The 25,772-nt window shown below is 58.5% G+C and carries 30 protein-coding genes; 21 read left to right on the top strand and 9 right to left on the bottom strand.

Annotated elements, in window-relative coordinates; genetic code table 11:
• The first annotated feature begins 89 nt into the window (after nt 1–89).
• Both FQ185_RS19270 and FQ185_RS19265 read left to right on the top strand, forming a co-directional pair.
• The gene (locus FQ185_RS19270) at nt 90–1,487 is read left to right on the top strand and encodes an MFS transporter (protein WP_149418802.1); all 1,398 of its coding nucleotides are present in this window, start codon (nt 90–92) and stop codon (nt 1,485–1,487) included.
• Complete coding sequence (locus FQ185_RS19265) at nt 1,484–2,758, top strand: glucarate dehydratase family protein (protein ID WP_149418801.1); 1,275 nt, start codon at nt 1,484–1,486, stop codon at nt 2,756–2,758. The genes FQ185_RS19270 and FQ185_RS19265 overlap by 4 nt, the downstream gene beginning before the upstream one ends.
• A 108-nt stretch (nt 2,759–2,866) precedes the next feature.
• On the opposite strand, the gene FQ185_RS19260 is transcribed toward FQ185_RS19265, so the two are convergent.
• The 4 genes from FQ185_RS19260 to FQ185_RS19245 form a co-directional block, all read right to left on the bottom strand.
• Nucleotides 2,867–3,466 (bottom strand): TIGR00730 family Rossman fold protein, encoded by a 600-nt coding sequence (locus FQ185_RS19260; RefSeq protein ID WP_149418800.1) that lies wholly within the window; start codon nt 3,464–3,466, stop codon nt 2,867–2,869.
• Nucleotides 3,467–3,505: 39 nt separating this feature from the next.
• Nucleotides 3,506–4,138: an FMN-dependent NADH-azoreductase gene (locus FQ185_RS19255; RefSeq protein ID WP_149418799.1), complete on the bottom strand. Its 633-nt coding sequence runs from the start codon at nt 4,136–4,138 to the stop codon at nt 3,506–3,508.
• Nucleotides 4,135–4,518, bottom strand: a complete 384-nt coding sequence (locus tag FQ185_RS19250) for a GNAT family N-acetyltransferase (RefSeq protein ID WP_256730442.1) — start codon at nt 4,516–4,518, stop codon at nt 4,135–4,137. The genes FQ185_RS19255 and FQ185_RS19250 overlap by 4 nt, the downstream gene beginning before the upstream one ends.
• 207 nt (nt 4,519–4,725) lie before the next feature.
• Nucleotides 4,726–6,144 carry a PLP-dependent aminotransferase family protein gene (locus FQ185_RS19245; RefSeq protein ID WP_149418797.1) on the bottom strand — a complete coding sequence of 473 codons (1,419 nt, stop codon included), beginning with the start codon at nt 6,142–6,144 and terminating at the stop codon, nt 4,726–4,728.
• A 92-nt stretch (nt 6,145–6,236) separates the two neighbouring features.
• Between FQ185_RS19245 and FQ185_RS19240 the strand changes: the two genes are divergently transcribed.
• The 4 genes from FQ185_RS19240 (at nt 6,237) to FQ185_RS19225 (ending at nt 9,218) form a co-directional block, all read left to right on the top strand.
• Nucleotides 6,237–6,692: a carboxymuconolactone decarboxylase family protein gene (locus FQ185_RS19240; RefSeq protein ID WP_149418796.1), complete on the top strand. Its 456-nt coding sequence runs from the start codon at nt 6,237–6,239 to the stop codon at nt 6,690–6,692.
• Nucleotides 6,693–6,780: 88 nt separating this feature from the next.
• On the top strand, nt 6,781–7,101 hold the full coding sequence (locus FQ185_RS19235; RefSeq protein ID WP_149418795.1) for a multidrug efflux SMR transporter: 321 nt from the start codon (nt 6,781–6,783) through the stop codon (nt 7,099–7,101).
• A 171-nt stretch (nt 7,102–7,272) separates the two neighbouring features.
• Nucleotides 7,273–8,220 carry an ABC transporter substrate-binding protein gene (locus tag FQ185_RS19230; protein WP_149418794.1) on the top strand — a complete coding sequence of 316 codons (948 nt, stop codon included), beginning with the start codon at nt 7,273–7,275 and terminating at the stop codon, nt 8,218–8,220.
• A 98-nt stretch (nt 8,221–8,318) separates the two neighbouring features.
• Nucleotides 8,319–9,218, top strand: a complete 900-nt coding sequence (locus FQ185_RS19225) for a polysaccharide deacetylase family protein (RefSeq protein ID WP_149418793.1) — start codon at nt 8,319–8,321, stop codon at nt 9,216–9,218.
• A gap of 164 nt (nt 9,219–9,382) precedes the next feature.
• Here the strand turns inward: FQ185_RS19225 and FQ185_RS19220 are convergent, their stop codons facing one another.
• A complete protein-coding gene (locus FQ185_RS19220; protein WP_149418792.1) occupies nt 9,383–10,267 on the bottom strand; it encodes a LysR family transcriptional regulator in 885 nt (294 codons plus the stop codon).
• Nucleotides 10,268–10,394: 127 nt separating this feature from the next.
• Between FQ185_RS19220 and FQ185_RS19215 the strand changes: the two genes are divergently transcribed.
• From FQ185_RS19215 to FQ185_RS19180, 8 genes are all read left to right on the top strand, one after another.
• A complete protein-coding gene (locus FQ185_RS19215) occupies nt 10,395–11,543 on the top strand; it encodes a muconate cycloisomerase family protein (protein ID WP_178113564.1) in 1,149 nt (382 codons plus the stop codon).
• Between the two features lie 10 nt (nt 11,544–11,553).
• Nucleotides 11,554–11,844 carry a muconolactone Delta-isomerase gene (catC, locus tag FQ185_RS19210; protein ID WP_149418790.1) on the top strand — a complete coding sequence of 97 codons (291 nt, stop codon included), beginning with the start codon at nt 11,554–11,556 and terminating at the stop codon, nt 11,842–11,844.
• A gap of 51 nt (nt 11,845–11,895) precedes the next feature.
• A complete protein-coding gene (gene catA, locus FQ185_RS19205) occupies nt 11,896–12,825 on the top strand; it encodes a catechol 1,2-dioxygenase (RefSeq protein ID WP_149418789.1) in 930 nt (309 codons plus the stop codon).
• Nucleotides 12,826–13,044: 219 nt separating this feature from the next.
• Nucleotides 13,045–14,001: an AraC family transcriptional regulator gene (locus FQ185_RS19200; RefSeq protein ID WP_149418788.1), complete on the top strand. Its 957-nt coding sequence runs from the start codon at nt 13,045–13,047 to the stop codon at nt 13,999–14,001.
• Nucleotides 14,002–14,247: 246 nt separating this feature from the next.
• On the top strand, nt 14,248–15,612 hold the full coding sequence (gene benA / locus FQ185_RS19195; protein ID WP_149418787.1) for a benzoate 1,2-dioxygenase large subunit: 1,365 nt from the start codon (nt 14,248–14,250) through the stop codon (nt 15,610–15,612).
• Complete coding sequence (benB, locus tag FQ185_RS19190; protein WP_149418786.1) at nt 15,609–16,097, top strand: benzoate 1,2-dioxygenase small subunit; 489 nt, start codon at nt 15,609–15,611, stop codon at nt 16,095–16,097. The genes benA and benB overlap by 4 nt, the downstream gene beginning before the upstream one ends.
• A 10-nt stretch (nt 16,098–16,107) precedes the next feature.
• Nucleotides 16,108–17,121 carry a benzoate 1,2-dioxygenase electron transfer component BenC gene (gene benC, locus FQ185_RS19185; protein ID WP_149418785.1) on the top strand — a complete coding sequence of 338 codons (1,014 nt, stop codon included), beginning with the start codon at nt 16,108–16,110 and terminating at the stop codon, nt 17,119–17,121.
• Nucleotides 17,122–17,128: 7 nt separating this feature from the next.
• A complete protein-coding gene (locus FQ185_RS19180; protein ID WP_149418784.1) occupies nt 17,129–17,902 on the top strand; it encodes a 1,6-dihydroxycyclohexa-2,4-diene-1-carboxylate dehydrogenase in 774 nt (257 codons plus the stop codon).
• Nucleotides 17,903–17,907: 5 nt separating this feature from the next.
• Here FQ185_RS19180 and FQ185_RS19175 read toward each other — a convergent pair whose 3' ends face one another.
• Nucleotides 17,908–18,270, bottom strand: coding sequence for an NUDIX hydrolase (locus FQ185_RS19175; RefSeq protein ID WP_149418783.1), 363 nt, complete (start codon nt 18,268–18,270; stop codon nt 17,908–17,910).
• 216 nt (nt 18,271–18,486) lie between these two features.
• On the opposite strand from FQ185_RS19175, the gene FQ185_RS30680 reads away from it, so the two are divergent.
• Nucleotides 18,487–18,690: an SPOR domain-containing protein gene (locus FQ185_RS30680; RefSeq protein WP_149418782.1), complete on the top strand. Its 204-nt coding sequence runs from the start codon at nt 18,487–18,489 to the stop codon at nt 18,688–18,690.
• A gap of 50 nt (nt 18,691–18,740) precedes the next feature.
• Here FQ185_RS30680 and osmE read toward each other — a convergent pair whose 3' ends face one another.
• On the bottom strand, nt 18,741–19,106 hold the full coding sequence (gene osmE / locus FQ185_RS19165; protein WP_149418781.1) for an osmotically-inducible lipoprotein OsmE: 366 nt from the start codon (nt 19,104–19,106) through the stop codon (nt 18,741–18,743).
• The gene (locus tag FQ185_RS19160) at nt 19,103–19,360 is read right to left on the bottom strand and encodes a hypothetical protein (RefSeq protein WP_149418780.1); all 258 of its coding nucleotides are present in this window, start codon (nt 19,358–19,360) and stop codon (nt 19,103–19,105) included. Before FQ185_RS19160 ends, osmE begins: the two co-directional genes overlap by 4 nt.
• A 170-nt stretch (nt 19,361–19,530) precedes the next feature.
• Between FQ185_RS19160 and FQ185_RS19155 the strand changes: the two genes are divergently transcribed.
• Together FQ185_RS19155 and FQ185_RS19150 are read left to right on the top strand one after the other, a co-directional pair.
• Entirely contained in the window at nt 19,531–19,749 is a 219-nt protein-coding gene (locus tag FQ185_RS19155) for a hypothetical protein (RefSeq protein WP_149418779.1), read from the top strand.
• Nucleotides 19,750–19,824: 75 nt separating this feature from the next.
• Nucleotides 19,825–20,160, top strand: coding sequence for a hypothetical protein (locus tag FQ185_RS19150; RefSeq protein ID WP_149418778.1), 336 nt, complete (start codon nt 19,825–19,827; stop codon nt 20,158–20,160).
• Between the two features lie 3 nt (nt 20,161–20,163).
• Here FQ185_RS19150 and FQ185_RS19145 read toward each other — a convergent pair whose 3' ends face one another.
• Complete coding sequence (locus FQ185_RS19145; protein ID WP_149418777.1) at nt 20,164–20,727, bottom strand: Rrf2 family transcriptional regulator; 564 nt, start codon at nt 20,725–20,727, stop codon at nt 20,164–20,166.
• A gap of 285 nt (nt 20,728–21,012) precedes the next feature.
• Here FQ185_RS19145 and FQ185_RS19140 point away from each other — a divergent pair, with 285 nt between their 5' ends.
• The 4 genes from FQ185_RS19140 to FQ185_RS19125 all read left to right on the top strand — a co-directional run bounded on the left by FQ185_RS19140 (nt 21,013) and on the right by FQ185_RS19125 (nt 25,614).
• Complete coding sequence (locus tag FQ185_RS19140) at nt 21,013–22,215, top strand: NAD(P)/FAD-dependent oxidoreductase (RefSeq protein WP_149418776.1); 1,203 nt, start codon at nt 21,013–21,015, stop codon at nt 22,213–22,215.
• Between the two features lie 157 nt (nt 22,216–22,372).
• The gene (locus FQ185_RS19135) at nt 22,373–23,662 is read left to right on the top strand and encodes an FAD-binding oxidoreductase (protein WP_149418775.1); all 1,290 of its coding nucleotides are present in this window, start codon (nt 22,373–22,375) and stop codon (nt 23,660–23,662) included.
• 26 nt (nt 23,663–23,688) lie between these two features.
• Nucleotides 23,689–24,243, top strand: coding sequence for a helix-turn-helix domain-containing protein (locus tag FQ185_RS19130; protein ID WP_149418774.1), 555 nt, complete (start codon nt 23,689–23,691; stop codon nt 24,241–24,243).
• 24 nt (nt 24,244–24,267) lie between these two features.
• On the top strand, nt 24,268–25,614 hold the full coding sequence (locus tag FQ185_RS19125; RefSeq protein ID WP_149418773.1) for a glutamine synthetase family protein: 1,347 nt from the start codon (nt 24,268–24,270) through the stop codon (nt 25,612–25,614).
• Nucleotides 25,615–25,772 lie beyond the last annotated feature (158 nt).

Genomic DNA, 25,772 nt, shown 5'->3' with positions numbered 1-25,772 from the left:
TCAATCGAATGCCAAGTTAGATTAGACGGGATCAATGTGCACGTCCATGATCGGCTCGTCCCTAAAAAAACAATGAACGGGAGTTGCCCTTGAATACCCTCCAGAGTCCGCCAGACCCGACTGTGCTTGCCCGCGCAGCGGCGAAGGTGAAGCGCCATGTGCTGCCGCTGTTCGTGGTGATGTTCATCGTCAACTACATCGACCGGGTCAACATCGGTTTTGTGCGCAGCCACTTGGAAACCGACCTGGGCATTGGCGCTGCAGCCTATGGCCTGGGTGCCGGGTTGTTCTTCATCGGATACGCGATTTTCGAAGTGCCCTCCAACATGCTGTTGCAACGTTACGGTGCGCGCGCCTGGCTGACGCGCATCATGTTCACCTGGGGCGCGGCGGCGATGGCCATGGCGTTTGTGCGCGGTGAAACCAGCTTTTATGTGCTGCGTTTTGTTCTCGGTGCAGCCGAAGCGGGCTTTTTCCCCGGCATCATTTACTACTTCACCCAATGGCTGCCGTCGACCGAACGTGGCAAGGCCATGGCGATCTTCCTCAGTGGTTCAGCCATTGCCTCGGTGATTTCCGGCCCGGTGTCCGGTGCGCTGTTGAACGTCAGCGGGTTCAGCCTGCATGGCTGGCAGTGGATGTTCCTGATTGAAGGTTTTGCCTCCATCGTGCTCTGCGGTTTTGTCTGGTTCTGGTTGCAATCGCATCCGCGTGAAGCGAAATGGCTGAGCACCGAAGAAAAGGATGCACTGACGAGCGCCATCGCGCTGGAACAGCAGGCTCGTGAAGCCGCGCAGACGGTCAAGCCGTCGATGTTCAAGCTGCTGGCCGACAAGCAGATTGCGCTGTTCTGCTTTATCTACTTTTCCATTGCCTTGACCATTTATGGCGCCACCTTCTGGCTGCCGAGCATGATCAAGAAAATGGGCAACCTCGGCGACTTCCAGGTCGGCCTGTTCAACTCGATTCCGTGGATCATTTCGATCATCGCGATGTATGGCTTCGCCGCGATGGCCGGCAAATGGAAACACCAGCAGGCCTGGGTTGCCTTGACCCTGGTGATTGCCGCGTTCGGCATGTTCATGTCCACCACCGGCGGGCCAATTTTCGCTTTCGTCGCCATCTGTTTTGCCGCGATTGGTTTCAAGGCGGCCTCGGCGTTGTTCTGGCCGATTCCACAAGGCTATCTCGATGCACGGATCGCCGCCGCGGTGATCGCGTTGATCAACTCGATCGGTAACCTCGGCGGTTTCGTCGCGCCGACAGCGTTCGGTTTTCTGGAGCAAAAAACCGGCTCTATCGAAGGCGGGCTTTACGGCCTGGCAGCCACTTCGCTGGTGGCCGCGGTGGTGATCTTTTTCGCTCGCACCGCGCCGCGTGGTGATGCGCTCCGATCGCTGACCGGCCAACCTGTCGCCAACTCTTCATCACAAAAATCTGCAAGCCACCCAGCTTTGAAACCTGATCCAAAGGGAGCAGCCTCTTGAGAATCAAACGAGTCACCGTCACGCCAATCGCCTTTCGTGATCCACCGCTGCTCAACGCCAGCGGTATCCACGAACCCTTCGCGCTGCGCTCGATCATCGAAATCGAGAGCGACAATGGCTACATTGGCCTGGGTGAAAGTTACGGCGACGCCCCGGCGCTGTTGATCCAGCAGCAACTGCAAAATCAACTGATCGGCCTCGACCCGTTCAACCTCAATCAGTTGCGCAGTATCGTGCAAGCCACGGTGGCGGCGAACAAACCGGCGAGCATTGCCGGTGCGGAACTGGCACCCGGTTCCCACGCCAGCAAAGCGGTGAGCAACGCGTATTCGGCGTTCGAAGTGGCGTTCCTGGATTTGCAGGCGCACTCGTTGAACGTGCCGTTGGTGGACTTGCTCGGCGGTGCGATCCGCGACGAGATCCCGTTCAGTGCGTATCTGTTTTTCAAGTACGCCCAGCATGTCGATTCGCCCTATAAACCGGACAGTTGGGGCGAAGCGCTGAACGAAGAGCAGATCGTCGCCCAGGCGCGGCGCATGATTGAGGCCAACGGTTTCAAGAGCATCAAGCTCAAGGCCGGCACGCTGCCGCCGGAGCACGAAGTGTCGTGCATCAAGGCGCTGAAAAAGGCGTTTCCCGGTTACCCGTTGCGGATCGACCCGAACGGCAACTGGTCGCTGGAAACCTCGATTCGCATGGCCGAACTGCTGGGTGACGATCTGCAATATTACGAAGACCCGACACCGGGGCTGGAGGGCATGTCCGAGTTGCACAAGCGCACCGGCCTGCCGCTGGCCACCAACATGGTGGTCACCGATTTCGATGAGTTCCGGCGCAGCGTTGCATTGAACAGCGTGCAGATCGTCCTCGCTGACCACCACTATTGGGGCGGTCTGCGCGACACCCAGGCATTGGCCAAAATGTGCGATACCTTTGGCCTTGGCGTGTCCATGCATTCCAACTCGCACTTGGGCATCAGCCTGATGGCGATGGCGCATGTGGCCGCTGCGGTGCCCAATCTCGATTACGCCTGCGACACCCATTACCCGTGGCAGGAACCAGATGAAGAAGTCATCAAGGGCGGCAAAATACCCATCGTCGATGGCTGCGTGAAAATCACTCGCGCGCCCGGCTTGGGCCTGGAACTGGATCACGACCAACTGGGCAAGCTGCACGATCAATACCTGACTTGCGGCATTCGCCAGCGCGATGACGTCAAGCAGATGCAGCGTTACAAACCCGAGTGGAAGGCGGTCAAACCGCGGTTTTGAGGTTGTCCGGTGCTTGGCCAGCAGGGCAAGGCACCGGGTTTAAGCACGAATAAAAAAGGCCTTGGTGAAAGGTTTTGGGAGCTGCATCACCAAGGCCGAAAATCGGGATCAAGCACCCGCAGGGCCAATCCATTTCGTGACGGTCGGGGCTTGCCACTGTTCGAGCGCATCGATCAGGGCCGCCGGATCGGTGTTGAAAATCAGCATCTCGTTGTGTTCGGTTTTCATGAAGCCTTCTTTCACCGCATGGTTGAGCAGGCTGCGAACCGGATCGAAAAAGCCGCCGATGTTCAGGCAGGCGACACCTTTGTGGTGCTCACCCAGTTGCGTCAATGTCGCCACTTCAAACAGCTCTTCAAACGTCCCCAGACCACCCGGCAACGCAATGAATGCATCGGCGCAATCACTCATGCGCGTCTTTCGGCTGCGCATGTCTTGCGTCACTTCATGCCGGGTCAGTCCAGGATGAAGATGCCCGAGGTCAGATAGCAGGCGAGTAATGATGCCGACGACTTCACCCCCCTCGGCGAGCACAGTATTGGCCATGACGCCCATCAAACCTTTGTCGGTGCCGCCATAGACAAGCTGCAGGCCGCGTTTTGCAATTTCCCGACCCAAGGCCTTGGCGCCTTCGACATACGCTGGGTTGAAGCCGAAGTTGGAACCTGAGAACACAGCAATGCTGCGCAGTGGAGGGGGAGTGGGCATTGGATTTTTCCCGGTCGGTTGTGCTGAGGATTGAGTGATTTAAACGGTCGCCGGCAGCGGGTTGGAAAAATACAACGCCGTTTCATGTTCCGTTTTTTCTCGCCTGACGTTCAAGACACTGGGTTTTTGAGCGGTGCCTTCAACCGAGAAGAACTTCACGTTCAACAGTCCAATGGTCGCCAGTGCAGCCTTCAAATAAGGCGTCAGGAAGTCAGGTTGCGAAGCGTTGTCCGTGGAGAACGTTCCGCCCGAGGCGACAGCGATGAAAACGGGGCGGTCGCGCAGCAATGGGATTTTACCTTCCGGCGTAATCCTGAACGTTCGGTCTGCTTGAATCATATGGTCGAGCCAGGCCTTCAGCGCTGAGGGGATCGTCATGTTGTGCATGGGGGTGGCAATCACCACGTAATCCGCACTTTCAAGCTCCCGAATCAATCGCTCGGACTGAAGCAAGGAACCGCTGGCGACGACTGCGCTGGAGGGATCGCGTCGTTTGCTCACCGCCGCTGCATAGTCGGCGTCGACATGCGCGAGCCCACCGACACCTCGCTCGGTAATGATGAAGTCGCGACCGCGATGGCGGGTGATCAGGTTGTTGATGATGGTTTGCGAGAGTCGATAACTCTCGGAAGATGTGCCTCGAGGGCTGCAAATCACGCGCAGGATTTTCATGTCGGGGTTACCACCAATACTTTGTAGAAACGAATCGCACTGGTGAGTAATCCGTGACGGAAATAAAAGCGCTGTGCGTGAGCGTTCGAAAGCGCGGTATCCAGCACCAGTTGGCGACAGTCCGAAGCGCGAGCAATGCTATCGAGCTCTTCCAGTAAGCGTGCGCCCCATTGCTCGCGGCGATGCTCCGTGCTGACAACCAGGTCATCCACGTAGAGGAAACGCCCATACAACATGTTTTCCTGGAACCGGTAACCCGCCAGTGCAATGACGCTTGTGCCGTGCCATACCGCCAGCAAGTGGTAGTTTTCTCCACGCATTCGACTGATTCTGTCTGCGAAGTCCACCTCGTCATGCAGGTGCGGCCTGAGTGACTGCATGACAGAAAAACACGCCCCGACTTCAGCCGAGGTTTTTGCGTGACGTATAACGTGGGTGTTCATGACTGCACTGCTCATGACGGGGCCTTTGAAGCGCTTTGGGAGACAGGACTGCATGATGCGTTCTCTTGGATCAGTGAAGAAGATCCAAGAATCGGTTGTTTTAATGGGCCATGATCGTCGGCCCGGGCGTCAAGGCTGATACGGTTACAGCAGCGCCAGGATGCGTTTTCCCAGTTGTTCGGCGGTGTCTTGCGAGTCGATGTTGGCGAACCCGAGCATCAACCCGGAGTGCGTCTGGCCAACAGTGCTCCAGCCTGACAGGGCTTCTGCATAAATACCGGCCTCCCTCATGCGATCGGCCAACGCACGATCGGACTGCTGGTCGGTCAGTCGCAGGATCAAATGCATACCCCCCGGCTGCGCATCAATGCTGATGTGGTCGCCCAAGGCTTTCTTCAGCCCCCTCGCGGTCGCTTCCCGGCGCTCGCCGTAGAGTTTACGCATGCGCTGGATATGCCGGGCGAAATGGCCCTCGGTCAGAAAGGTCGCCACGATGGCCTGGGTGAGTTCCGGACAATTGCCGAGGAAGGTCTGGCTGACGTGTTCAAAGCGTTCGACCTGCGCCTGGGGCACCACCAGATAGCCGAGCCGGATCCCAGGAAACAGCACCTTGCTGAAGGTGCCGGCATACAGCACTCGTCCATCGCGATCCAGACTCTTGAGCGCGGGCAGCGGACGGCTGATGTAGCGGTACTCGCCGTCGTAGTCGTCTTCGACAATCCAGGCTTGCTGGCGGCTCGCCCACTCCAGCAGTTCCAGGCGCCGCGGCAGCGACAGCGACACACTCAACGGGCTTTGATGGGCCGGCGTGACGACGACGGCGCGCGCTTCCGGCGCACTGTTCACGCCTTGCGAAACCAGCATGCCGTCCTGATCCACCGGAACGGGGGCCACCTGTATTTGCAGATGTTCCAGCAACTCGCGGGTGGGAGGGTATCCCGGGTCTTCGACGAGTACCTGGTCCCCAGGCTTGAGGAGCGCGTGCGCAATCAGCGTCAGGGTGTTGCGGTAGCCCGAGGTGATGAACACTTGAGCGGGCGAGCAGGTAATGCCCCGTGCGACTTGCAGATAAGTGGCGATTGCAGTGCGCAAAGATTCCAGGCCATACACCGACGGATTGGCCATGTCCGGGATGCGCGTGGCACGCACGCACCGTGCGCCGATTTGCGCCCAGATTTTTCTCGGAAAGGCGTCCAGCGCGGGCAAGGCCATTTGAAAGGGCAGGACCGGTGCCTTGTTCCTGACGGAAGTGTTTTTCACCGGGCTGAAGGTTTGTTCGGCGGGAGTTGTGGGAGCTCTGACGTTGATCCCCGGCGCCACGACCGTGCCGGCCTGGCCACGGGACTGAATGTATCCCTCGGCGGTCAGCAGTGAATACGCGGTATCGATCGTGCCTCTGGCCAACCCGAGTTCTTTGGCCAGCGCCCGTGCCGCAGGAATGCGGTCGCCGGGAGTGAGTACGCCGTCCGTAATCGCCCCGCGAAACCGCCAGTAGATTTGCCGATAGATTGGTTCCGTGGAGGAGGGGTCGAGGGGTGAAAAGCTGCTGATGGGCTTGGTCATGGCCTAGAACTCAAGATAGATCATGGACCTTCTAACATAGGCCAAGCAGCAGCACCATTGAGTCCTTCAAACAGCAAACATAAGGATTCATCATGAGCAATCGTCTTAACTACGCTAACGCTTCACCGGAAGGTTACAAGGCGTTCGGCGGCGTGTACGTCTATCTGCAGAACTGCGGCTTTTCGGCAGAATTGATCGATCTGGTGTACCTGCGGGTTTCGCAGATCAATGGCTGCGCCTTTTGCATCGACATGCATTCTCGCGACCTGCTGAAACTCGGTGTGTCGGTCGACAAGCTGGTATTGGTACCGGTGTGGCACGACGCGGGGAACGTATTCAGTCAGCGTGAGCGCGTTGCGCTGTCGTGGGCGGAAACCGTCACCCGCGTCGCTGAAACTGGTGTTCCGGATGCCGACTACGAGGCCGCCGCCGCTGAATTCAGCGATAAAGAACTCGCGGATCTCACTTACGCAATTGGCTTGATGAACGCCTTCAATCGACTCGGTGTGACGTTCCGCTCGAAACCGGCTGCCGCTGAAAAAGCTTGATTCCCACCCCTCATTGAGTGCCTGGCGCATAGACCAGTCTATTCGCTGGCGCTCGCTTCCTTGAGCCAACTTGACGGGACATTTACCTATGGCATGGGCACTGCTTGGCATCGCTGGCATTCTCGAAATCGCCTTTGCCTTTTTCATGAAGAGCTCTGAAGGTTTCACGCGATTGACCCCTGGACTCTTGGCGGCTGCTACTGGCTTGTCGAGCGTCTTTCTGCTTTCACTCGCGCTTCGTTCACTACCGGTGGGGACGGCCTACGCGGTCTGGACCGGTATTGGTGCAGCGGGCACCGCTGTTCTGGGCATGGTGCTGCTGGGCGACGCGACGACGCCGCTGAGGATTCTCTGCCTGGTGGTCATTTTGGCCGGTGTTATCGGACTCAAGCTGGTCTCGGGCAACTGAGGCTCGCACTTGATCACGGTCGGGGAATGTTCAGGGGAGAACAGTCTGTTAAGTCGCTGTTGCAGGGCAAACACTGTTCGCGGCGGGTCATGAGCTTATGACTAAATAGAATTTAAAAATCTTCGTTTAAGAGCGTTATGGTCTATATAAATCACGCTCAAGGAGCCCCCGATGAACCTGTCCCGATTCGTGCGCAGTCTGTTGACCTGCGCACTGTTTACCGCGCCAATGGCTTACGCCGCAGAGCCCGTTGTCTTGCACGTCGGTGATCAGAACTACTACAACGTTCGTGCCTCGGTGGAGGCTTCGGGTGTGCTGAAAGGGGCGCCGTATACCGTCGACTGGAAACACTTCCAGGCCGCTGCGCCGTTGGCCGAAGCGCTGAATACCGGCGCGCTGGATTTGGGCTTTCTTGGCGATTCGGGCTTCCTCTTTCTCGCCGCCAAACAGGCGCCGGTGAAGCTGATCGGTGTCACGCGGCAAAACCCGGACACCATCGCCTTGCTGGTGCCCAAGGATTCACCGGTCAAAACCATCGCTGATCTGAAGGGCAAGAAAGTCGCTTACTGGCCCGGCGCCTGGAGCCAGCAACTGACCTTGCGCGCACTTGAAAAAGCCGAGCTGCCGGAAAACTACGTCGACTTCATCAAACTGATGCCAATCGATGCCGCAGCAGCGTTGCCGCAGGGCAGCATCGACGCGTTCCCGGTCTGGGAACCCTATATCTCCCAGCAGATTCTGTTCTCCGGCGCCCGGCCGATTCTCACCGCCAAGAACCTGATGCCCGGCCTGAGCGCCATCGCCGCGTCGACGCCCTCGATCGACAGCAAACGCGAAGCCATCGCCGACTTTCTGGTGCGGCTGAAAAAGGCCCGGGCCTGGGTCGACAACAACACTGACGAGTACGCCGACCTCTGGGCGAAGAAGGCCAACCTTGACCAGAACGTTTCGCGCCACTGGCTGCGCCAGGCGCACATGACTGTCGGCCCGGTGGATGAGCAGGCCGCCAAGGATCTACAAAGCACCGCAGACTTTCTGTTTAAGGTCAAGGCGCTGCCGGCCGAACTGGCAACGGCGCCGATCATCGACAATTCGTTCCAGCAGTCCTTTACCCAATAACCGACGATGCCGGGCAGCACCGGAACCAAACTCTGTGTACCCTGATCCAACCTGCGCCCGCACAGATGCGGGCGCAACGGTCTGGCTCAAGGCAAAACATGAAACAGTTGGTCAAGGTTCTATCGGCGTTCGCCATGGCAGTCAGTCTGCTGGGTTGCATCGCTTCTCCCATCGAAATGACGCCGCAGACCGAACAGCGTCTGCGCGCACACCCACCTGTCCGCTTTCTGCTGACCTTCGATGATGGTCCCAGCGCATCGAGCTTCTGGAACCCGACGATGACCGTGCTCGACAGTCTGGCCAGTAACCCGGTGCAACCGAACATCAAAGCGGTGTTCTTCGTGCAGACCGGTGCGCCACGTGCCGGCGACAGCGACATCGGTCGCGAGGTCATGCGCCGCGAGCATGCAGAAGGGCAGATTCTGGGCTTCCACACGGGCACCCACTCGCACACCAATCACCGCTCCCTGACTCCGGAAGAACTGGAGCAATCGCTGAGCAAAGGCAGCGCCGATATCGCCGCGATCACTGGCGCGCCACCGACCCTGGTGCGTCCGCCATTCTGGAACTACGACAAACGCACTTTCGCGGCTTATCAGCAACACGGCTTGCATATACTGCTCACCGACCTGAGCGCCAATGACGGCAAGATCTGGGGCTTCAACGCCAGCCCTCGACGGCGCTCGCACATGCTGCGCTCGATGTCCGAAGTGCGTGAGCGTATTGCGCGGGGAGAGTTGCCAACTGTGGACGGGGTGATACCGGTGGTGGTGACCTTCCACGACCTGAATCGCTACTCCGCCCGGCATGCCCGGGAGTACCTGCAAATCCTCCTCGACAGCGCAAGCGCCGCTGGGGTGAAGTTGGCAGAAAAGCCGTTTTACGACGATCAGGCGGCTCTGCAACGGGCGGCCATGGCGCGTACCGTCAAGGACAGTTCAGAGGCGGTCAAACTGCCGGGGATCTGGAACTGGCTCTGGGGTGGGGATTCCCATTGAGCCCTGTAGCAGCAGGCGAAGCCTGCGTTCGGCTGCCAAGCAGCCGTAAAATCAGACACCGCGGTGAATCAGTTAGGCCGAGATAGCCTGATTCACGACTGCTGCGCAGCCGAACGCAGGCTGCGCCAGCTGCTACGCGGATTGCATTACAGCGGGCATTCGGGCTAGTCCCGCGGTTGCAGTTCATCAATCATCTGCAAGCAATGATTCAACCCCGGCGACACGTCGCCCACCCGTCTGCTGAGGATGATGGGTGAGGTGGCGTTTTCTTCCAGTAGCGGGGTGAAGCCAATGTCGTCGCGGTGCAGCAACTGCACCGAGGCCGGCACCAATGTGACCCCGATGCCTGCCCCCACCAGCCCGATGGCGGTTTGCAGCTCGTTGGTCCATTGCGCTACATGGATGCTCACGCCATAGGATTCGAACAGCGCGATCACATGGTCGGCGTAGCTGGGTCGCGGGTTGCCGGGGTACAGCACAAAGGGTTCTTTCGCCAGTTGGCGAAGGCTGATCGGCCCGGCCAGCAACGGATGGCCGGCGGGCAGGGCGGCGACCAGCCGGTCTTCGGTGAGCACGGTCTGGATGATGGCCGGGTCGTCGATGCGGATTCGCCCGAAACCGATGTCGATACGCCCGGCCTTGAGCGCCTGCACCTGTTGCAGCGTGGTCATTTCCGAGAGCCCCAGTTCAAGCTCCAGCGGCTCACCGCTGCGCAAACGGCGAATCAGTTCCGGCAGCACGCCGTAGAGCGTCGACGGCGCGAAACCGATGCCCAGCCAGGTCTTTTCACCCAAACCGATCCGTCGCGTGTTGTCGCAGACCTTGCCCAGTTGCTCGAGCAGGGCGGTGGAGTGTTCATGGAAAAACCGCCCGGCGTCGGTTAGCTTCAGCGGCCGCCCACGCTCCAGCAACAGCACCCCGAGTTCGTCCTCCAGTTGCTGGATCTGCCGGCTCAATGGCGGTTGGGCGATGTGCAGCAGCTCTGCGGCACGGGTGAAATTGAGGGTTTGAGCCAACACCTGAAAGTAACGCAGGTGACGCAGTTCCATGAGGCCTCCAGATGTCGGATGGTTAAATACCTTTAAGGTATCAAGCCAGACCAATTCTATATTGGCCGCCCGGAAAAAGCCGTACGAGAATCCAAATCAGAACTTCAAGAACCTGACGGGTATCGACATGCTTGCTACAGCCATTGAATCGATCGAGACGATCATCGTCGATCTGCCGACCATCCGCCCGCACAAGCTGGCGATGCACACCATGCAGAACCAGACCCTGGTGATCATCCGTGTGCGCTGCGCCGATGGCATCGAAGGTATCGGCGAATCCACTACCATCGGTGGCCTGGCGTACGGCAACGAAAGCCCCGACAGCATCAAGACCAACATCGACAGGCACTTCGCGCCGCTGCTGCTGGGCCAGGACAGCGGCAATGTGAATGCCGCGATGTTGCGTCTTGAGCGCAGCATCCGCGGCAACACCTTCGCCAAATCAGGTATCGAAACCGCCTTGCTCGACGCCCAGGGCAAACGACTGGGCCTGCCGGTCAGTGAGCTGCTCGGCGGTCGCGTTCGTGATGCGCTGCCAGTGGCGTGGACCCTGGCCAGTGGCGACACAGCCAAGGACATCGCCGAAGCGGAGCAAATGCTCGACCTGCGCCGCCACCGGATCTTCAAACTGAAGATCGGTGCCGGCGAGGTCAATCGCGACCTGGCCCACGTCATTGCCATCAAGAAGGCCTTGGGCGACCGCGCCAGCGTGCGGGTCGATGTCAATCAGGCCTGGGACGAAGCGGTTGCACTGCGCGCCTGCCGGATCCTCGGAACCAACGGCATCGACCTGATCGAACAGCCGATCTCGCGCAATAACCGCTCGGGCATGGTGCGCCTGAATGCCATGAGCCCGGCGCCGGTTATGGCTGATGAGTCCATCGAATGCGTCGAGGATGCCTTCAATCTGGCACGGGAGGGCGCGGCTTCGGTGTTTGCCCTGAAGATCGCCAAGAACGGCGGCCCACGTGCCGTGTTGCGAACCGCCGCGATTGCCGAGGCGGCGGGTATTGGCTTGTACGGCGGCACCATGCTTGAAGGCGGGATCGGCACGCTTGCGTCGGCCCATGCATTTATCACCCTGAACAAATTGAGCTGGGATACCGAGCTTTTCGGTCCGTTGCTGCTGACCGAAGACATTCTCAGCGAGCCGCTGGTCTATCGCGATTTCGAGTTGCACGTCCCGAAAACACCGGGTCTGGGCCTGACGCTGGATGAAGAGCGCCTGGCGTTTTTCCGTCGCGACAAGACTTCTTCTGTTCTTCATCAAGTCTAAGGAGTGCATCATGTTATTCCACGTGAAAATGACCGTGAATCTGCCGGTCGACCTGAATCCGGAAATGGCCGCCAAGCTGAAGGCTGACGAGAAAGCCCTGGCCCAGCGCCTGCAAGAGCAGGGCAAGTGGCGCCACTTGTGGCGCATCGCCGGGCTCTACGCCAATTACAGCGTGTTCGATGTCGACAGCGTTCAGGAGCTGCATGATCTGCTGATGCAATTGCCGTTGTATCCGTACATGGCGATCGAGGTCACCGCGATGTGCCGCCATCCTTCTTCCATCCGCGAGGATGACCGCTGAACCCAGCCTGTTCAGTTAGCTACGCCAATAATTACAAGATGAGGAACCACCATGAACGTCAAGATTTCCCACACTGCCAGTGCCCAGAAGTTTCTCGAAGAGGCCAGCGGCCTGCATAACGATGCCGGCGATCCACGGGTCAAAGCGCTGGTTTACCGCATTCTGCGTGACTCGGTGAACATCATCGAAGACCTGGCCGTGACGCCGGAAGAGTTCTGGAAAGCCGTCAACTACCTCAACGTGCTGGGTGCGCGTCAAGAGGCCGGGCTGGTGGTGGCCGGGCTCGGCCTGGAGCACTACCTCGACCTGTTGATGGATGCCGAAGACGAACAGGCCGGGAAATCCGGCGGCACCCCGCGGACCATCGAAGGGCCGCTGTATGTGGCCGGTGCGCCGCTGTCGAATGTCGAAGCGCGCCTTGATGACGGCGTCGATCCGGGTGTGGTGCTGTTCATGCAAGGCCAGGTGTTCAACACTGCCGGCGAACCCCTGGCGGGCGCCGTGGTGGATGTCTGGCACGCCAACACCGGTGGCACCTACTCGTATTTCGATACCACACAATCGGAGTTCAACTTGCGTCGCCGCATCGTCACCGATGCCGAGGGTCGTTATCGCTTCCGCAGCATCGTGCCGTCGGGCTATGGCTGCCCACCGGACGGTCCGACCCAGCAACTGCTCGACCAGCTGGGCCGTCATGGTCAGCGCCCGGCGCATATCCACTTCTTCATTTCCGCCCCGGATCATCGCCACCTGACCACTCAGATCAACCTCGACGGCGATCAATACCTGCATGACGATTTCGCCTATGCCACCCGTGATGAACTGATCGCCAAGATCACCTTCAGTGACGATCAAGCGCGTGCAGCGGCGCACGGTGTCAGCGGTCGTTTTGCTGAAATCGACTTCGATTTCACGTTGCAGTCGTCTGCCCAGCCTGAAGAGCAGCAACGCCACGAGCGGGTTCGCGCACTCGAGGACTGATCGCGCAATGTTATCCACCGTGTGGGAGCGAGCCTGCTCGCGAAGAGGGAATCAGCTTCAACATCCCTGTTGACTGACACTCTGCTTTCGCGAGCAGGCTCGCTCCCACAGGAGTTTCGGTTAACTGACTGGCAGCACGTCGGCGTACTGATACACCGTTGCTCGTACTGTTCTAGAATGGCCCGACGCAATCGATAACAACAATGAGAGTGACCCGATATGCAAGCGCAACTGTTGAGTCAGCGCAGCACCGTATTCGACCATGCCGACCCTTACGCGGTGTCGGGCTACGTCAATCAGCATGTCGGTAACCATTGCATCTTGATGCCCCGGGCCGGGCGACCGCTGGCCAGCCTCAATCACTGCAAGTTTGCCAGCCTCGACCTGTGTCGCATCAGCTATGGCGGCAGCGTACGGGTCACCTCCGGCGCGCTGGAAAGCATCTATCACCTGCAAGTGTTGCTGCGTGGCAACTGCCTGTGGCGGGGCCACGGTCAGGAACATTACTTCGCCCCGGGCGAATTATTGCTGATCAATCCAGACGATCCGGTAGACCTGACCTATTCGGACGATTGCGAAAAATTCATTCTGAAAATCCCCACGCCGTTGCTGACGTCCGTCTGCGATGAACAGCGCTGGCGGTATCCGGGGCAAGGCGTGCGGTTCCTGGAGAACCGTTATCAGCTCAATGAGCTGGAAGGTTTTGTCGGTCTGCTGGCGATGATTTGCCAGGAAGCCGAGGCCACCGAGCAGATTCCCAAGGTGCAGGAGCACTACGCGCAGATCATCGTCAGCAAGATGCTCAGCCTGATGAAGACCAACGTCAGCCGGATCAGTCTCGGCTCGCAGACGGCCACTTTCGAAGTGATCGCCGACTACATCGCGCGCAACCTCAAGCAGGACATCGACAGTGAAGAACTGGCGCGCCAGGCGCGGATGAGCCTGCGTTCGTTGTATGGATTGTTCGAACGCCATGTGGGTGCGTCTCCACAAAATTACATCCGCCAGAAACGCCTCGAACGCATCAACGCCTGTCTGAGCGACCCGACCTGCAACGTGCGCAACGTCACGGAAGTGGCCATGGATTATGGCTTCCTGCACCTGGGCCGGTTCTCCGACAGCTACCGCAAACAGTTCGGCGAGTTACCATCCGATACCCTCAAGCGTCGGCACTGACCTCGAAAACGCCACCTCCCTGTTGATCGTTCCCATGCTCCTGCATGTGAATGCCTCAACGGACGCTCCGCGTCCGCTTTTGGGACGCAGAGCGTCCCGGGCTGCATTTCCACGCAGAGCGTGGGAACGATCAGGCAAAAAACCCTTTGCAGTAAACGGATACAGGTCTGCACCCCGCGGATAGTCCGCCACATCCCCCCGTCCTAGCATGGCCCTGCCTGAATAAAAACAATGGAGGCGGCGGCCATGTCCCTGCGACCCGAATACCTTCACTCCCTGCTCGAAGATGACAAAGAACAGGGCATCTATCGCTGCAAGCGCGAGATGTTCACCGATCCGCGGTTGTTTGATCTGGAGATGAAACACATCTTCGAAGGCAACTGGCTGTACCTGGCCCACGAAAGCCAGATCCCCAATATCAACGATTTCTACACCACCACCATGGGGCGCCAGTCGATCTTCATCGCGCGCAACAAGGACGGCGTGCTCAACGCCTTCATCAACGCCTGCAGTCACCGCGGCGCGACGCTGTGTCGGCACAAGACCGGCAACAAAAGCTCCTACACCTGCCCGTTCCATGGCTGGACGTTCAACAACTCCGGCAAGCTGCTCAAGGTCAAAGACCCGGCGGCGGCCGGCTACCCGGCGAGCTTCAATTGCGAAGGCTCCCACGACCTGACCAAAGTCGCGCGGTTCGAGTCCTATCGCGGCTTCCTGTTCGGCAGCCTGAAGGCCGACGTGGTGCCGTTGGTCGAGCACTTGGGCGAGTCGGCAAAGATCATCGACATGATTGTCGACCAGTCCGCCGACGGCCTGGAAGTGTTGCGCGGATCCTCGAGCTACATCTACGAAGGCAACTGGAAACTCACCGCCGAAAACGGCGCCGATGGTTACCACGTAAGTTCGGTGCACTGGAACTACGCAGCCACCCAGAACCAGCGCAAGCAGCGTGAGGCCGGCGATTGCAACCCGACCATGAGCGCTGGCAGTTGGGCCAAGCAGGGCGGTGGTTTCTATTCCTTCGACAAGGGCCACATGCTGCTCTGGACCCGTTGGTCCAACCCTGAAGATCGTCCGCTGTACGAGCGTCGTGATGAGTTGGCCCAGGACTTTGGCCGGGCCCGTGCCGACTGGATGATCGAGAACTCGCGCAACCTGTGCCTGTACCCGAACGTGTACCTGATGGACCAGTTCAGCTCGCAGATTCGCATCGCCCGGCCGATCTCGGTCGACCGCACGGAAATCACCATTTACTGCATCGCCCCCAAAGGCGAAAGCGACCACGCCCGTTCGAGCCGGATTCGTCAGTACGAGGATTTTTTCAACGTCAGCGGTATGGCCACGCCGGACGATCTTGAGGAGTTTCGCTCCTGCCAGACCAGTTATCAGGGCAGCGTCACCACCTGGAACGACATGTCCCGTGGCGCTGAGCACTGGGTCGAAGGCGCCGATGAAGCGGCAAAAGAAATCGATCTGCATCCGCTGCTCAGCGGCGTGCGCACCGAAGACGAAGGCTTGTTCGTGCTGCAACACAAATACTGGCAGCAGACGATGCTCAAGGCATTGGCCGCTGAACAGTCGGAGCTGATTGCAGTGGAGGCCGTGCAATGACCATCACCTACGACACCGTTCGCGATTTTCTCTACCGCGAAGCGCGCTACCTCGATGACAAGCAATGGGACGAGTGGCTGGAGTTGTACGCCCCGGACGCGACGTACTGGATGCCGTCCTGGGACGACAACGACGAATTGACGGAAGACCCGCAGCGGGAAATCTCGCTGATCTGGTACGGCAACCGCACCGGCCTGGAAGACCGCATCTTCCGCATCAAGACCGAGCGCTCCAGCGCCAGCATTCCGGACACCCGCACCTCGCACAACATCAGCAACATCGAGCTGCTCGAACAGGCCGACGGACAGTGCAAGGTGCGCTTCAACTGGCACACCCTGAGCTTCCGCTACAAGACCGTCGACAGCTATTTCGGCAGCAGTTTCTACACCCTCGATGTGCGCGGTGAAACCCCGCAGATCAAGGCCAAGAAAGTGATCCTGAAGAACGACTACGTTCGCCAGGTCATCGATGTTTACCACTTGTGAGGCAGCCGTCATGACTCATTCGATCGCATTCAATTTTGAAGATGGCGTCACCCGATTCATCGACGCCAATGCCGGCGAAACCGTGGCCGATGCCGCGTATCGCCAGGGCATCAATATTCCGTTGGATTGCCGCGACGGTGCTTGCGGAACCTGCAAGTGTTTCGCCGAGGCCGGCACCTATGACCTGGGCGAGGAATACATCGAAGATGCGCTCAGCGCCGAAGAAGCCGAGCAGGGTTTTGTCCTGACCTGCCAGATGCGCGCCCAGAGTGATTGCGTGGTCCGCGTGCCGACCTCCTCGGATGTCTGCCGCACCCGCCAGGCCAGTTACGACGCGACCATCAGCGCCGTGCGCCAGTTGTCCGACAGCACCATCGCGTTGTCGATCAAGGGCGAAGCCTTGAGCAAATTGGCGTTCCTGCCGGGGCAATATGTGAACCTCGCGATTCCCGGCAGCGAGCAGACCCGCGCCTATTCATTCAGCTCGCTGCAGCGTGACGGCGAGGTCAGTTTCCTGATTCGTAACGTGCCCGGCGGCTTGATGAGCAGCTTCCTCACCGGCATGGCCAAGGCCGGCGACAGCATGAGCCTGGCCGGGCCGTTGGGCAGTTTCTATTTGCGCGACATTCGCCGTCCATTGCTGTTGCTGGCCGGTGGCACAGGTTTGGCACCGTTCACCGCGATGCTCGAGAAAATTGCCGAGCAGGGCAGTGAGCATCCGCTGCATTTGATCTACGGCGTGACCAACGATTTCGACCTGGTGGAACTTGATCGGCTGGAAGCCCTGGTTTCGCGAATTCCGAATTTCAGCTTTAGCGCTTGTGTGGCTAACCCCGACAGTCAGCACCCGCGCAAAGGCTACGTGACCCAGCACATCGAGCCGCAGCATTTGAACGATGGTGACGTCGATGTCTACCTGTGCGGCCCGCCACCCATGGTCGAGGCGGTCAGTCAGTACATTCGCGAACAAGGCATCGCGCCGGCGAATTTCTACTACGAGAAGTTTTCCGCCAGCGTGGCATGAGGTGTCCATGAACAGATTTCACGAAAAAGTCGCGCTGATTACCGGTGCAGCACAGGGCATCGGTCGGCGCGTTGCCGAGCGCATGGCTGCTGAGGGTGCGCGATTGATCCTGGTCGATCGCTCCGACCTGGTGTTCGAGGTGCAGGTGCAATTGGCGCAGACCAATCAGGTGCTGGCGCTGACCGCCGACCTTGAGCAATACGCCGAATGCAGCCGCGTGATGCAAGCCGCCGTCGAGCGTTTCGGCCGCCTCGACATACTGATCAACAATGTCGGCGGGACCATCTGGACCAAGCCTTTCGAGCATTACGAAGAGCAGCAGATCGAGGCTGAAGTCCGCCGTTCGTTGTTCCCGACGTTATGGTGCTGCCATGCCGCGCTGCCGTTCATGCTGGGGCAGGGCAGCGGAGCGATCGTCAACGTTTCCTCCATCGCCACTCGCAGTGTCAATCGCGTGCCGTACGGTGCGGCGAAGGGCGGAGTGAATGCGCTGACCGCCTGTCTGGCGTTCGAAACGGCGGGGCGTGGGGTTCGGGTCAATGCCACCGCGCCCGGTGGAACTGAAGCCCCGCCGCGAGTCGTTCCGCGCAACAGTGCCGAGCAGAGCGCTCAGGAGAAGGTGTGGTATCAGCAGATCGTCGACCAGACGCTCGACAGCAGTTTGATGAAGCGCTACGGCACGCTGGATGAGCAGGCCAGCGCTATTCTGTTTCTGGCCAGCGACGAAGCGTCGTATATCACCGGCATGATCATGCCCGTGGGTGGTGGCGATCAGGGTTGAACAGCCTAGAGGCGACGCTGGAACGCTCTGACGATCCTGAGTGTGGCATCGCTTGTGTTCAGGTTGTGTACCGCGTCCAGTGGGTACCAGATGCAATCGAAGATTTCGTTTTGCGGGCGGGCTTCGTCCGAGTTCACCACTGACGCTTCGTAGACGTGGTGTCGAGTGTTGCCGGTTTGCAGCTCCATCAGGTACAGCAAACCGTCGACTCCAAGCCCGGTCTCCTCCTGAAGTTCTCGCGTGGCGGCGTCAGCAATGGTTTCACCGGGCTCGACCTTTCCGCCGGGCAACGTCCAGCGACACCTTGGCTTGCGCACCAGGAGAATATGCCGGTCGTGCTCACAAATGACGGTTGCGCGTACTTTCATGTGTTACTTAACTGCCGCTTGTCATGAAACAGTCATAAAACTGCAATATTCAGGCCGGGAGGGCTTTGATCTCTATTTGGCTAGTTGGAGGCCACGCGGGGCCTGAAAGTGCAATCGAATACCGGAATCCTGTCGCGACGTCTGGTCGGCACCTTGGCAAAGGGTGGGTGTATGGTAGGCAGGTCAATCTGATATCACTGCCGAATGGAGGTGACTATGAGCGTTCCGATGCTGAATAAAATGCACATGAACGGCTATGACGTACTCAGCGTTAACAACGGGCCCTGGCGGGTTTGCACCAAAGGCGACCGCCTTGGATCTTTTGGCAGCAGAGAAGAGGCACTGGCTTATGCGGCGTCCCTTCCCGGCTACAAGGCCAAGCCGAGTCGGCCTGCACGCAGCCAGAAGTCAGATCGATAGTGCGCTGAAGCCCCGGTTAACCGGGGCTTTTCACATCGATTGAGTGAGTATTAGTAACCGCCGCCTCCGCCCATCCCGCTGCTGCCATGGGAGGGCTTTCGGGCTTTTTGCTGTATGTGGCTCCATTCTGCGCAGGTGATGAAGCTTGTGTGGTCGACCTTGCCGCGGCCGTCGAAGCTGACGTTGTACGGTTTTTGATGTCCGTCCTGCGTCAACTTGTAGTCAAAGCAGGTGCCCGGCACTGCGGTGCGATCCGTTATCGTCAGGGGCTGACCGCCGATCTGCTGGACTTGCTCCTTGCTCATGCCGGTCTCGACCTTTGCAACCAGCGGCTGGTCTCGATAGATATGTGAATCGGTGCTGCAGCCGCCCGCCGCTGTCATTGCGACGAACAGCGCGCATAGCGGCTTGTTCATGGCACAGCGCTCTCACTACCGGGCTTTGTTCGAGTGATGATTTTGGCTTTAACTTCCTCGGCATAACCCTTCAGTCGTTCTTCATCTCCCTGAAACAACTCGCACAGCTTCAAGGTTGCCTGCGCGTCCACATCGTTGCCGGCCTGGCGCAGTTGCTCCGCGATGCGCAAAAGCTCCACTGCCGACCACCGAAGATCTGACGCAACGCCTTGCAGGCCACGCCGAAGTTCGTTTTCAGATTCGTTAAGCCACATGATGACCTCCTGCCAATCTCCGCTAAGAAATATTAGTCCCATTTCTATGCGTGGGCTGTAATGTTCGTCTGACTCGTTGGTATTGCCTTTGGTCGGGAAGATGCACGCGCCTGCGCAGATCTGATGTCGTAGTGATGTAGCGACTTTTCGCTAGGGCGAGGCGACCTTAAATGACAACTACCGATGACTTCAGGTTTCACGCTCATGAGCTGATCGTGGATCTGGATGCGGCCACCACGGAAATGATGAAACTGATTTCTGCACATCAACTGAGCGGTCCGGAATGGGAGTGGGTCAATCAATGGCAGCATGACGCGTACGAAAGATGGACGAGCTATCTGAACGAGCAGTCAAGTCCGGATCGCGGCGATAACAATGCGCCTCGCTGAAATATGTCCAATGGATGGATGGATGTCTGGACGGCGACGCGCTACATTCCCGTTTTTCAGGATTAAGGAAGCGTCATGCGGATGTTGATGGGGGGAGTGTTGCTGGCGTCGCTGGCGGGTTGTTCGTTGCCTGCTTCCCTGGTGCCAGGTGAGCCGAATTACAGCAAATACAGCAACAAACCACCAAAAGAATATGCCGCGTGTGTGCTGCCTGCGTGGCAGCAGGAGATACCGAACGCGGCTCAATCGGCGATTTCCAATGGCTACAGGGTCACGGCGCCAAGCATCATCACGGCGGACGAAATCCTGGATATCGTCAAATCGAAGGATGGCAGTCGGGTATCGCTTTATCAGGGACCGCCCTGGGCCAAGTCAGGCGCGCTGCGCAAAGCCGTGCGCGACTGTTTGTAAGGCTTAGCTGCCGATATCGGTGACCGGGATGAAGTGCTCGCCAGTTGCTTGGGCGCTGCTTTTCTTTTCTCGACGATCACTGATCCAGTTGTCCACCAGAGCATTGAATTCTGCCGGGGCTTTGCGCCCGACCTTTCTCGCGAGATCAAGTATGGTCTGCTGGGCGAGTGCTTCTTCCATGCGATTCTGCGCAGTCATCATGACGGCATGAACGGAGCAGGGACCGCTCAGCGCCCAGTCGGGCGCGGAACCTTCGAACAAGGCACAACGACCGCGAATCTCGCGGCAATCGAAGATGAGCTTCTGGCCGTCGATGGCGTTGACGATATCCAGAATGCTGATTTCATCAGCAGGCCGCGCCAGCTTGAACCCGCCGCGCACACCTTCAGTGGCCACCACCAGTTTTGCCTTGGCCAGTCTGGTGAAAATTTTTGCCAGATAGTCCAGAGGCACGCCTTGCAACTCGGCAAGGTCGCGCACGCTCGCCTCGCGGGTATCGCCGCGATTACCCACCAGAAAAATCAGGCAATGAATGCCGTACTCAACGCCCGCGCTATAAAGAGACATGTAGATCTCCGACAAATGTAGTCGTAAATGTTATCAGTCGGCTAGGCGCTAAGCAACGAAGCAGATCCTGTGCCCGCGATTTCTTTCCTCTCGTAGGTGGCCTTCTTCTCTAGGCTGTTGTCGCTCATGGGAGAAATCAAAGTGCTCGATGGTAACTATCAAAAAAAACCAGTTGTGTGTTTTAACTAGGATCAATAGAGTCGCCGTTGTCCGGTCGGCAGTGATAAGCATCCGCTACCTGGGACCTTAAGCGAATTCAACACTTGGTCTTCTCTGGAGTTAAAAATGAAACAACACATCCTGGTAATAGGCGCAGGTTTCGGTGGTATGTGGACGGCGTTGAGCGCTACGCGCCTTTTTGACATTCATGGTCACAACGACGTTGAAGTGACCGTGCTGGCCCCGCAGGCCGAGCTGCGTGTGCGTCCGCGCTTCTACGAGCCGAATGCTCACCAGCTGACTGCACCAATCGGCGAACTGTTCGATTCGGTAGGCGTGAAGTTCATCAAGGGCACGGCGCAGACCATCGACGTGCAACAAAAGCGTGTCGGCTACGTCGATGCTTTCGGCAATCAGCAAGTGTGCAGCTACGACAAACTCGTTCTGGCCACCGGCAGCCGCCTGGCACTGCCGAACACTCCAGGCGTGACCGATCACGCCTTTGACGTCGACCAGATCGAACAAGCCGTACGCCTGGAAAACCACCTCAAATCCCTGGTGAACCTGCCGCCTGGCAAAGCCCGCAACACGGTAGTGGTTGCTGGTGGTGGCTTCACCGGGATTGAAACGGCGACTGAAATGCCGGCGCGTCTGCGCGCCATCCTGGGTAATCGTGCCGACATCGAAGTGATCATCGTTGATCGCGGCGATGAAGTTGGCGGGTCCATGGGCGCCGAGATCGCCAAGTCGATCGCTGAAGCCAGTATTGAAACGGGCGTGACATGGTGCTTGAAATCGTCGGTCGTCGCCGTCGATGAAAACGGCGTGACCCTGGCCGATGGTCAGCGCATCGACGCGAAAACAGTCGTCTGGACTACCGGTGTACGCGCCAGCTCGCTGACCGAGCAGATTCCGGCAGAACGCGATCACCTGGGTCGTCTGCACGTCGATGCGCACCTCAAAGTCATTGGCCAGGAAGACATCTTCGCCACCGGTGATGTTGCCTACGCCGCCTCCGACGATATCGGCAACTTCGCATTGATGACCTGCCAGCATGCCATCGTGTTGGGTCGCCATGCTGGCAACAACGTGGCCGCCCAAATCCTGGGCGTGGACCCGACGCCGTATAGCCAGCCTAAATACGTGACCTGTCTGGATCTCGGAGCCTGGGGCGCGGTGTACACCGAAGGGTGGGATCGTCAGGTCAAGCTGGTCAAGCAGGAAGGCAAGGCGCTCAAGACGCAGATCAACACCCAGTGGATCTACCCGCCGGTGGCCAATCGTGAAGCGGCCTGGGCCGCTGCGGATCCGCTGATCCCGATTGCTTAAGAGGTCATCAAGGTTTTCTTGAAGACGCTGTCTGCTTCAAAAATCCCGCCCGGCTTTCCTTGGGCGGGATTTTTTTTGTCTGCCGAAATGTTGCAGTGGTGAAATTTAACCTGTACTTTTTCATGAAATTATAAGTATCAAATTTCACGAGGCTTGCATGTTTCAGCAATCAGCCCGGCACGTAGACAGTTATTACGCCCACACCTGCGCCGATCGCCTGGTGGAACGAGCGGCGGTGGAAGGTGAGCAGGACACTGAGGTGTTGATCATTGGCGCCGGCTTCAGTGGCTTGCACACCGCGTTGCGACTGGCCCTGGCCGGCAAGCGCGTGACGGTGCTGGAAGCCAGTCGGGTTGCCTGGGGGGCATCGGGGCGCAATGGCGGTCAGGCAATTCTCGGCTGGTCGTGTGACATGCCGTCGTTGGAGGCTGCGCTGGGTTATGAGCGCGCGCGGCGACTATGGGACGGCATGCGCTGGGCCGCGCAGGAGTTACGAGACTTGCCCGTTCGCCATGATTTCGATTGTGACTATCGGCCCGGTCACCTCTGGACGTCGGTGATGCCGCGTCGGGTGAGTCTGCTGACAGAGTGGCAACACGAGGCCAGCCACAAGTGGGGACACGATGGTCTGCAGTTCATTTCGCGCGCTGAGTTGCCTGAATGGGTCGCCAGTGAGCGCTACCAGGCAGGCTTGTTTGATCCTGAAGGCGGACATCTCAATCCGCTGAAACTGGCGCTCGGGCTGGCCGCCGCGATTGAACGTGCCGGTGGACGCATTCATGAACAAAGCAAGGCGCTGAGTTATCGCGAGGAGGGCGATCAGTACGTTGTCACCACTGAGCGCAGTCGGATTCGCGCCGACGTGCTGGTGCTGGCGTGCAACGCCTACCTTGATCGGCTTGATCCGGAACTTTCGAGTTGCGTGTTGCCGGTCGGCACCTATCAGGTGGCCACCGCGCCGCTTTCAGAAAAACAGGCGACCGCGCTGCTACCGAGCAATGTGTGCGTCACCGACAATCAGTTTGTCCTCGATTATTTCCGTCGTACACCGGATAACCGGCTGCTGTTCGGTGGCGGCTGCACCTATCTTGGAGGAATGCCGACAGACATTGCCGCCGCGACCCGGCCCTATCTGGAGCGTGTGTTTCCTCAACTTAAAGGTGTCGAACTGGAATTCGCCTGGGGAGGGCACATCGATCTCACGCTCAAGCGCACGCCTGACCTCGGTCGACGTGGCGATCTTTACTGGCTGCAGGGTTACTCCGGGCACGGCGTGTTGCCGACGCTGGCCGGTGCGCACGCCGTGTCTGACGCGATACTTGGCCAACCAGAAGAGCTGGCGTTGTACCAAGGTTTGGTCAACGGCAGTTTTCCCGGTGGAAAGTATTTCGCCGCACCGCTGGAAGCCATTGGCAAAGCCTGGTATCGGCTGCGCGACAGCATTTGAAGCACCTATTTCTGGAAACCCTCTCTATGGACATGCAAGAAGAAATCTCGGCGCTGGCGATCCTGATTCAGGACCTGCGCAAGCACAAAAAATACACGCTCAAAGCGCTGGCCGACAAAATCGGTCGCTCCGTTGGCTTTCTCTCGCAAGTCGAACGTGGCCTGTCACGTCCAACCGTGGCGGACCTGACCGCCATCAGCGAAACCCTGGGCGTACCGACCACCTATTTCTACAGTTTGCCCAAACCCATGGCATTGCGCTGGGTGACCCGTCCGGACGAGCGACGCACGCTGTATTACGCCGACGGGATTACCGACATCCTTGTCTCGCCGAAGATGAGAGCGTCCTTCTCGATGCTTGAAAGCCATCTGGAACCCGGTGCCAGCAGTGGTGACCGGCACATGAATGACAGCTCGGAGCAGGGCGGTTATGTCCTCGAGGGGGAGCTGACGCTGTGGCTGGATGACGACAAACCGGTGACCTTGCATGCCGGTGACAGTTTTCAGCTGGCCAGTCATACCCACTGCCGCTACGGCAACCTCTCGGATCAGCTCACCCGGGTTCTCTGGGTTTACACCTGATAAAAACAACAAGGAACACCAACGATGGATGCTGTCTGCTCTGATCTGCTTGTCGAGGTTCGCGCGTTTCGTCAGCGCTTCCCCGATGTTCGCTACGTCGATTTGATTTCCCTGGACATCCCCGGGCACTTCTACGGCAAGCGCTACCCGATAGAAATGCTCGAGAAAGTCGCCGCTGGCAGCGCGCTCAAGCTTCCACAAAACTGCGTATTGCTGGGGACCCAGGGCGGGCTGTTCAAAATCGGCGACTACTGTTTTAACGACGGCGATCCGGATGCTCCACGCCGACTGGTGCCCGGCACGCTCAAACCGGTTGGCTGGGAAAAACAACCATTGGGGCAGATGCTGATTACCTCGAGCGGTACTCAAAAGCCTATCGTCTTCGAGCCGCGCGAAGTGTTGGCGCAGGTGCTGGAGCGACTCGGCCGCAAAGGGATTTTCCCGGTAGTCGCTTTCGAGCTGGAGTTCTATCTGTTCGATCGCCAGTTACGTGACGGCTTGCCACAGTTTCCGCGTGATCAGCTGACGGACGACCCAGACGATCAGCCAAACATGCACATTGAACGGCTGTCGAGATTTTCACCGGTGCTCGATGAAATGGTCGAGACCGCACGTACGCAAGGCATCGACACTACAGTGATCACTGCAGAGTTGGGCCCGGGTCAGTACGAGATCAATTTTGGTCATCTTGATGACGGTCTGCGTGCCGCCGACTGGGCCGCTCTGTTTTGCCGTAGCACCCGTGGTGTGGCGCTCAAACACAACCACCGTGCCAGTTTTATGGCAAAACCCTACTTGCAGCACCCCGGTAGCGGCATGCATGTTCATGTGAGTCTTTACGATGAGGCGAGCAACAATGTGTTGGCGGCGAACGGGCAAAAGGCGCTGCGCCATGCCGTGGCCGGTTGCCTGGAATTGTTGCCGCACTGCATGCCGATCTTTGCTCCCAATCACAACGCAATGCGTCGCTTGAGTGGCACGGTGAACGTCGCGACGCGCGCCAGTTGGGGGTTTGAAGACCGCGACGCCTGCCTGCGGGTGCCTGACTCGGATGCTGAAAACCTGCGGATCGAACATCGCCTGGCCGGTGCCGATGCCAATCCTTATCTTGTGTTGGCGGCAATTCTGGTGGGGCTGGAGCAAGGGCTGGAAGCCGGCCGCGAACCGATTGCATCACTCAATGAAGACCGTGCCAGTGGTATCGATTTCCCGCTGGAGATGCTGGAGGCCGTGCGCTCCATGCAAAGCCATGCGCTGTTACGCGAGGGTTTGGGCGCGGAGTTTGTCGATGTGTATTGCGAAAACAAACGACAGGACCATTTGGCGTTCATGCAAGACATCAATGCGCGTGAATATCGCTGGTTTTTGTAGTAAACCTTAAAAATAGTGCGGATATTTAACGGGTTAGAAGACTTAGTAACTGGATGGTGAATCAAGATATCTTGTTACAAACCGAAATATTACGTAATATCCGCCCCGCGTTCACCACCACGGTTTATGCATTTTTAAGTCCCAGGCGTCCATCAGCT

Origin of the sequence: Pseudomonas sp. ANT_H12B (assembly GCF_008369325.1) — a bacterium.
GTDB lineage: Bacteria > Pseudomonadota > Gammaproteobacteria > Pseudomonadales > Pseudomonadaceae > Aquipseudomonas.
The sequence above is the reverse complement of the archived record's forward strand: the minus strand, read 5'-3'. Positions and strand labels throughout refer to the sequence as shown.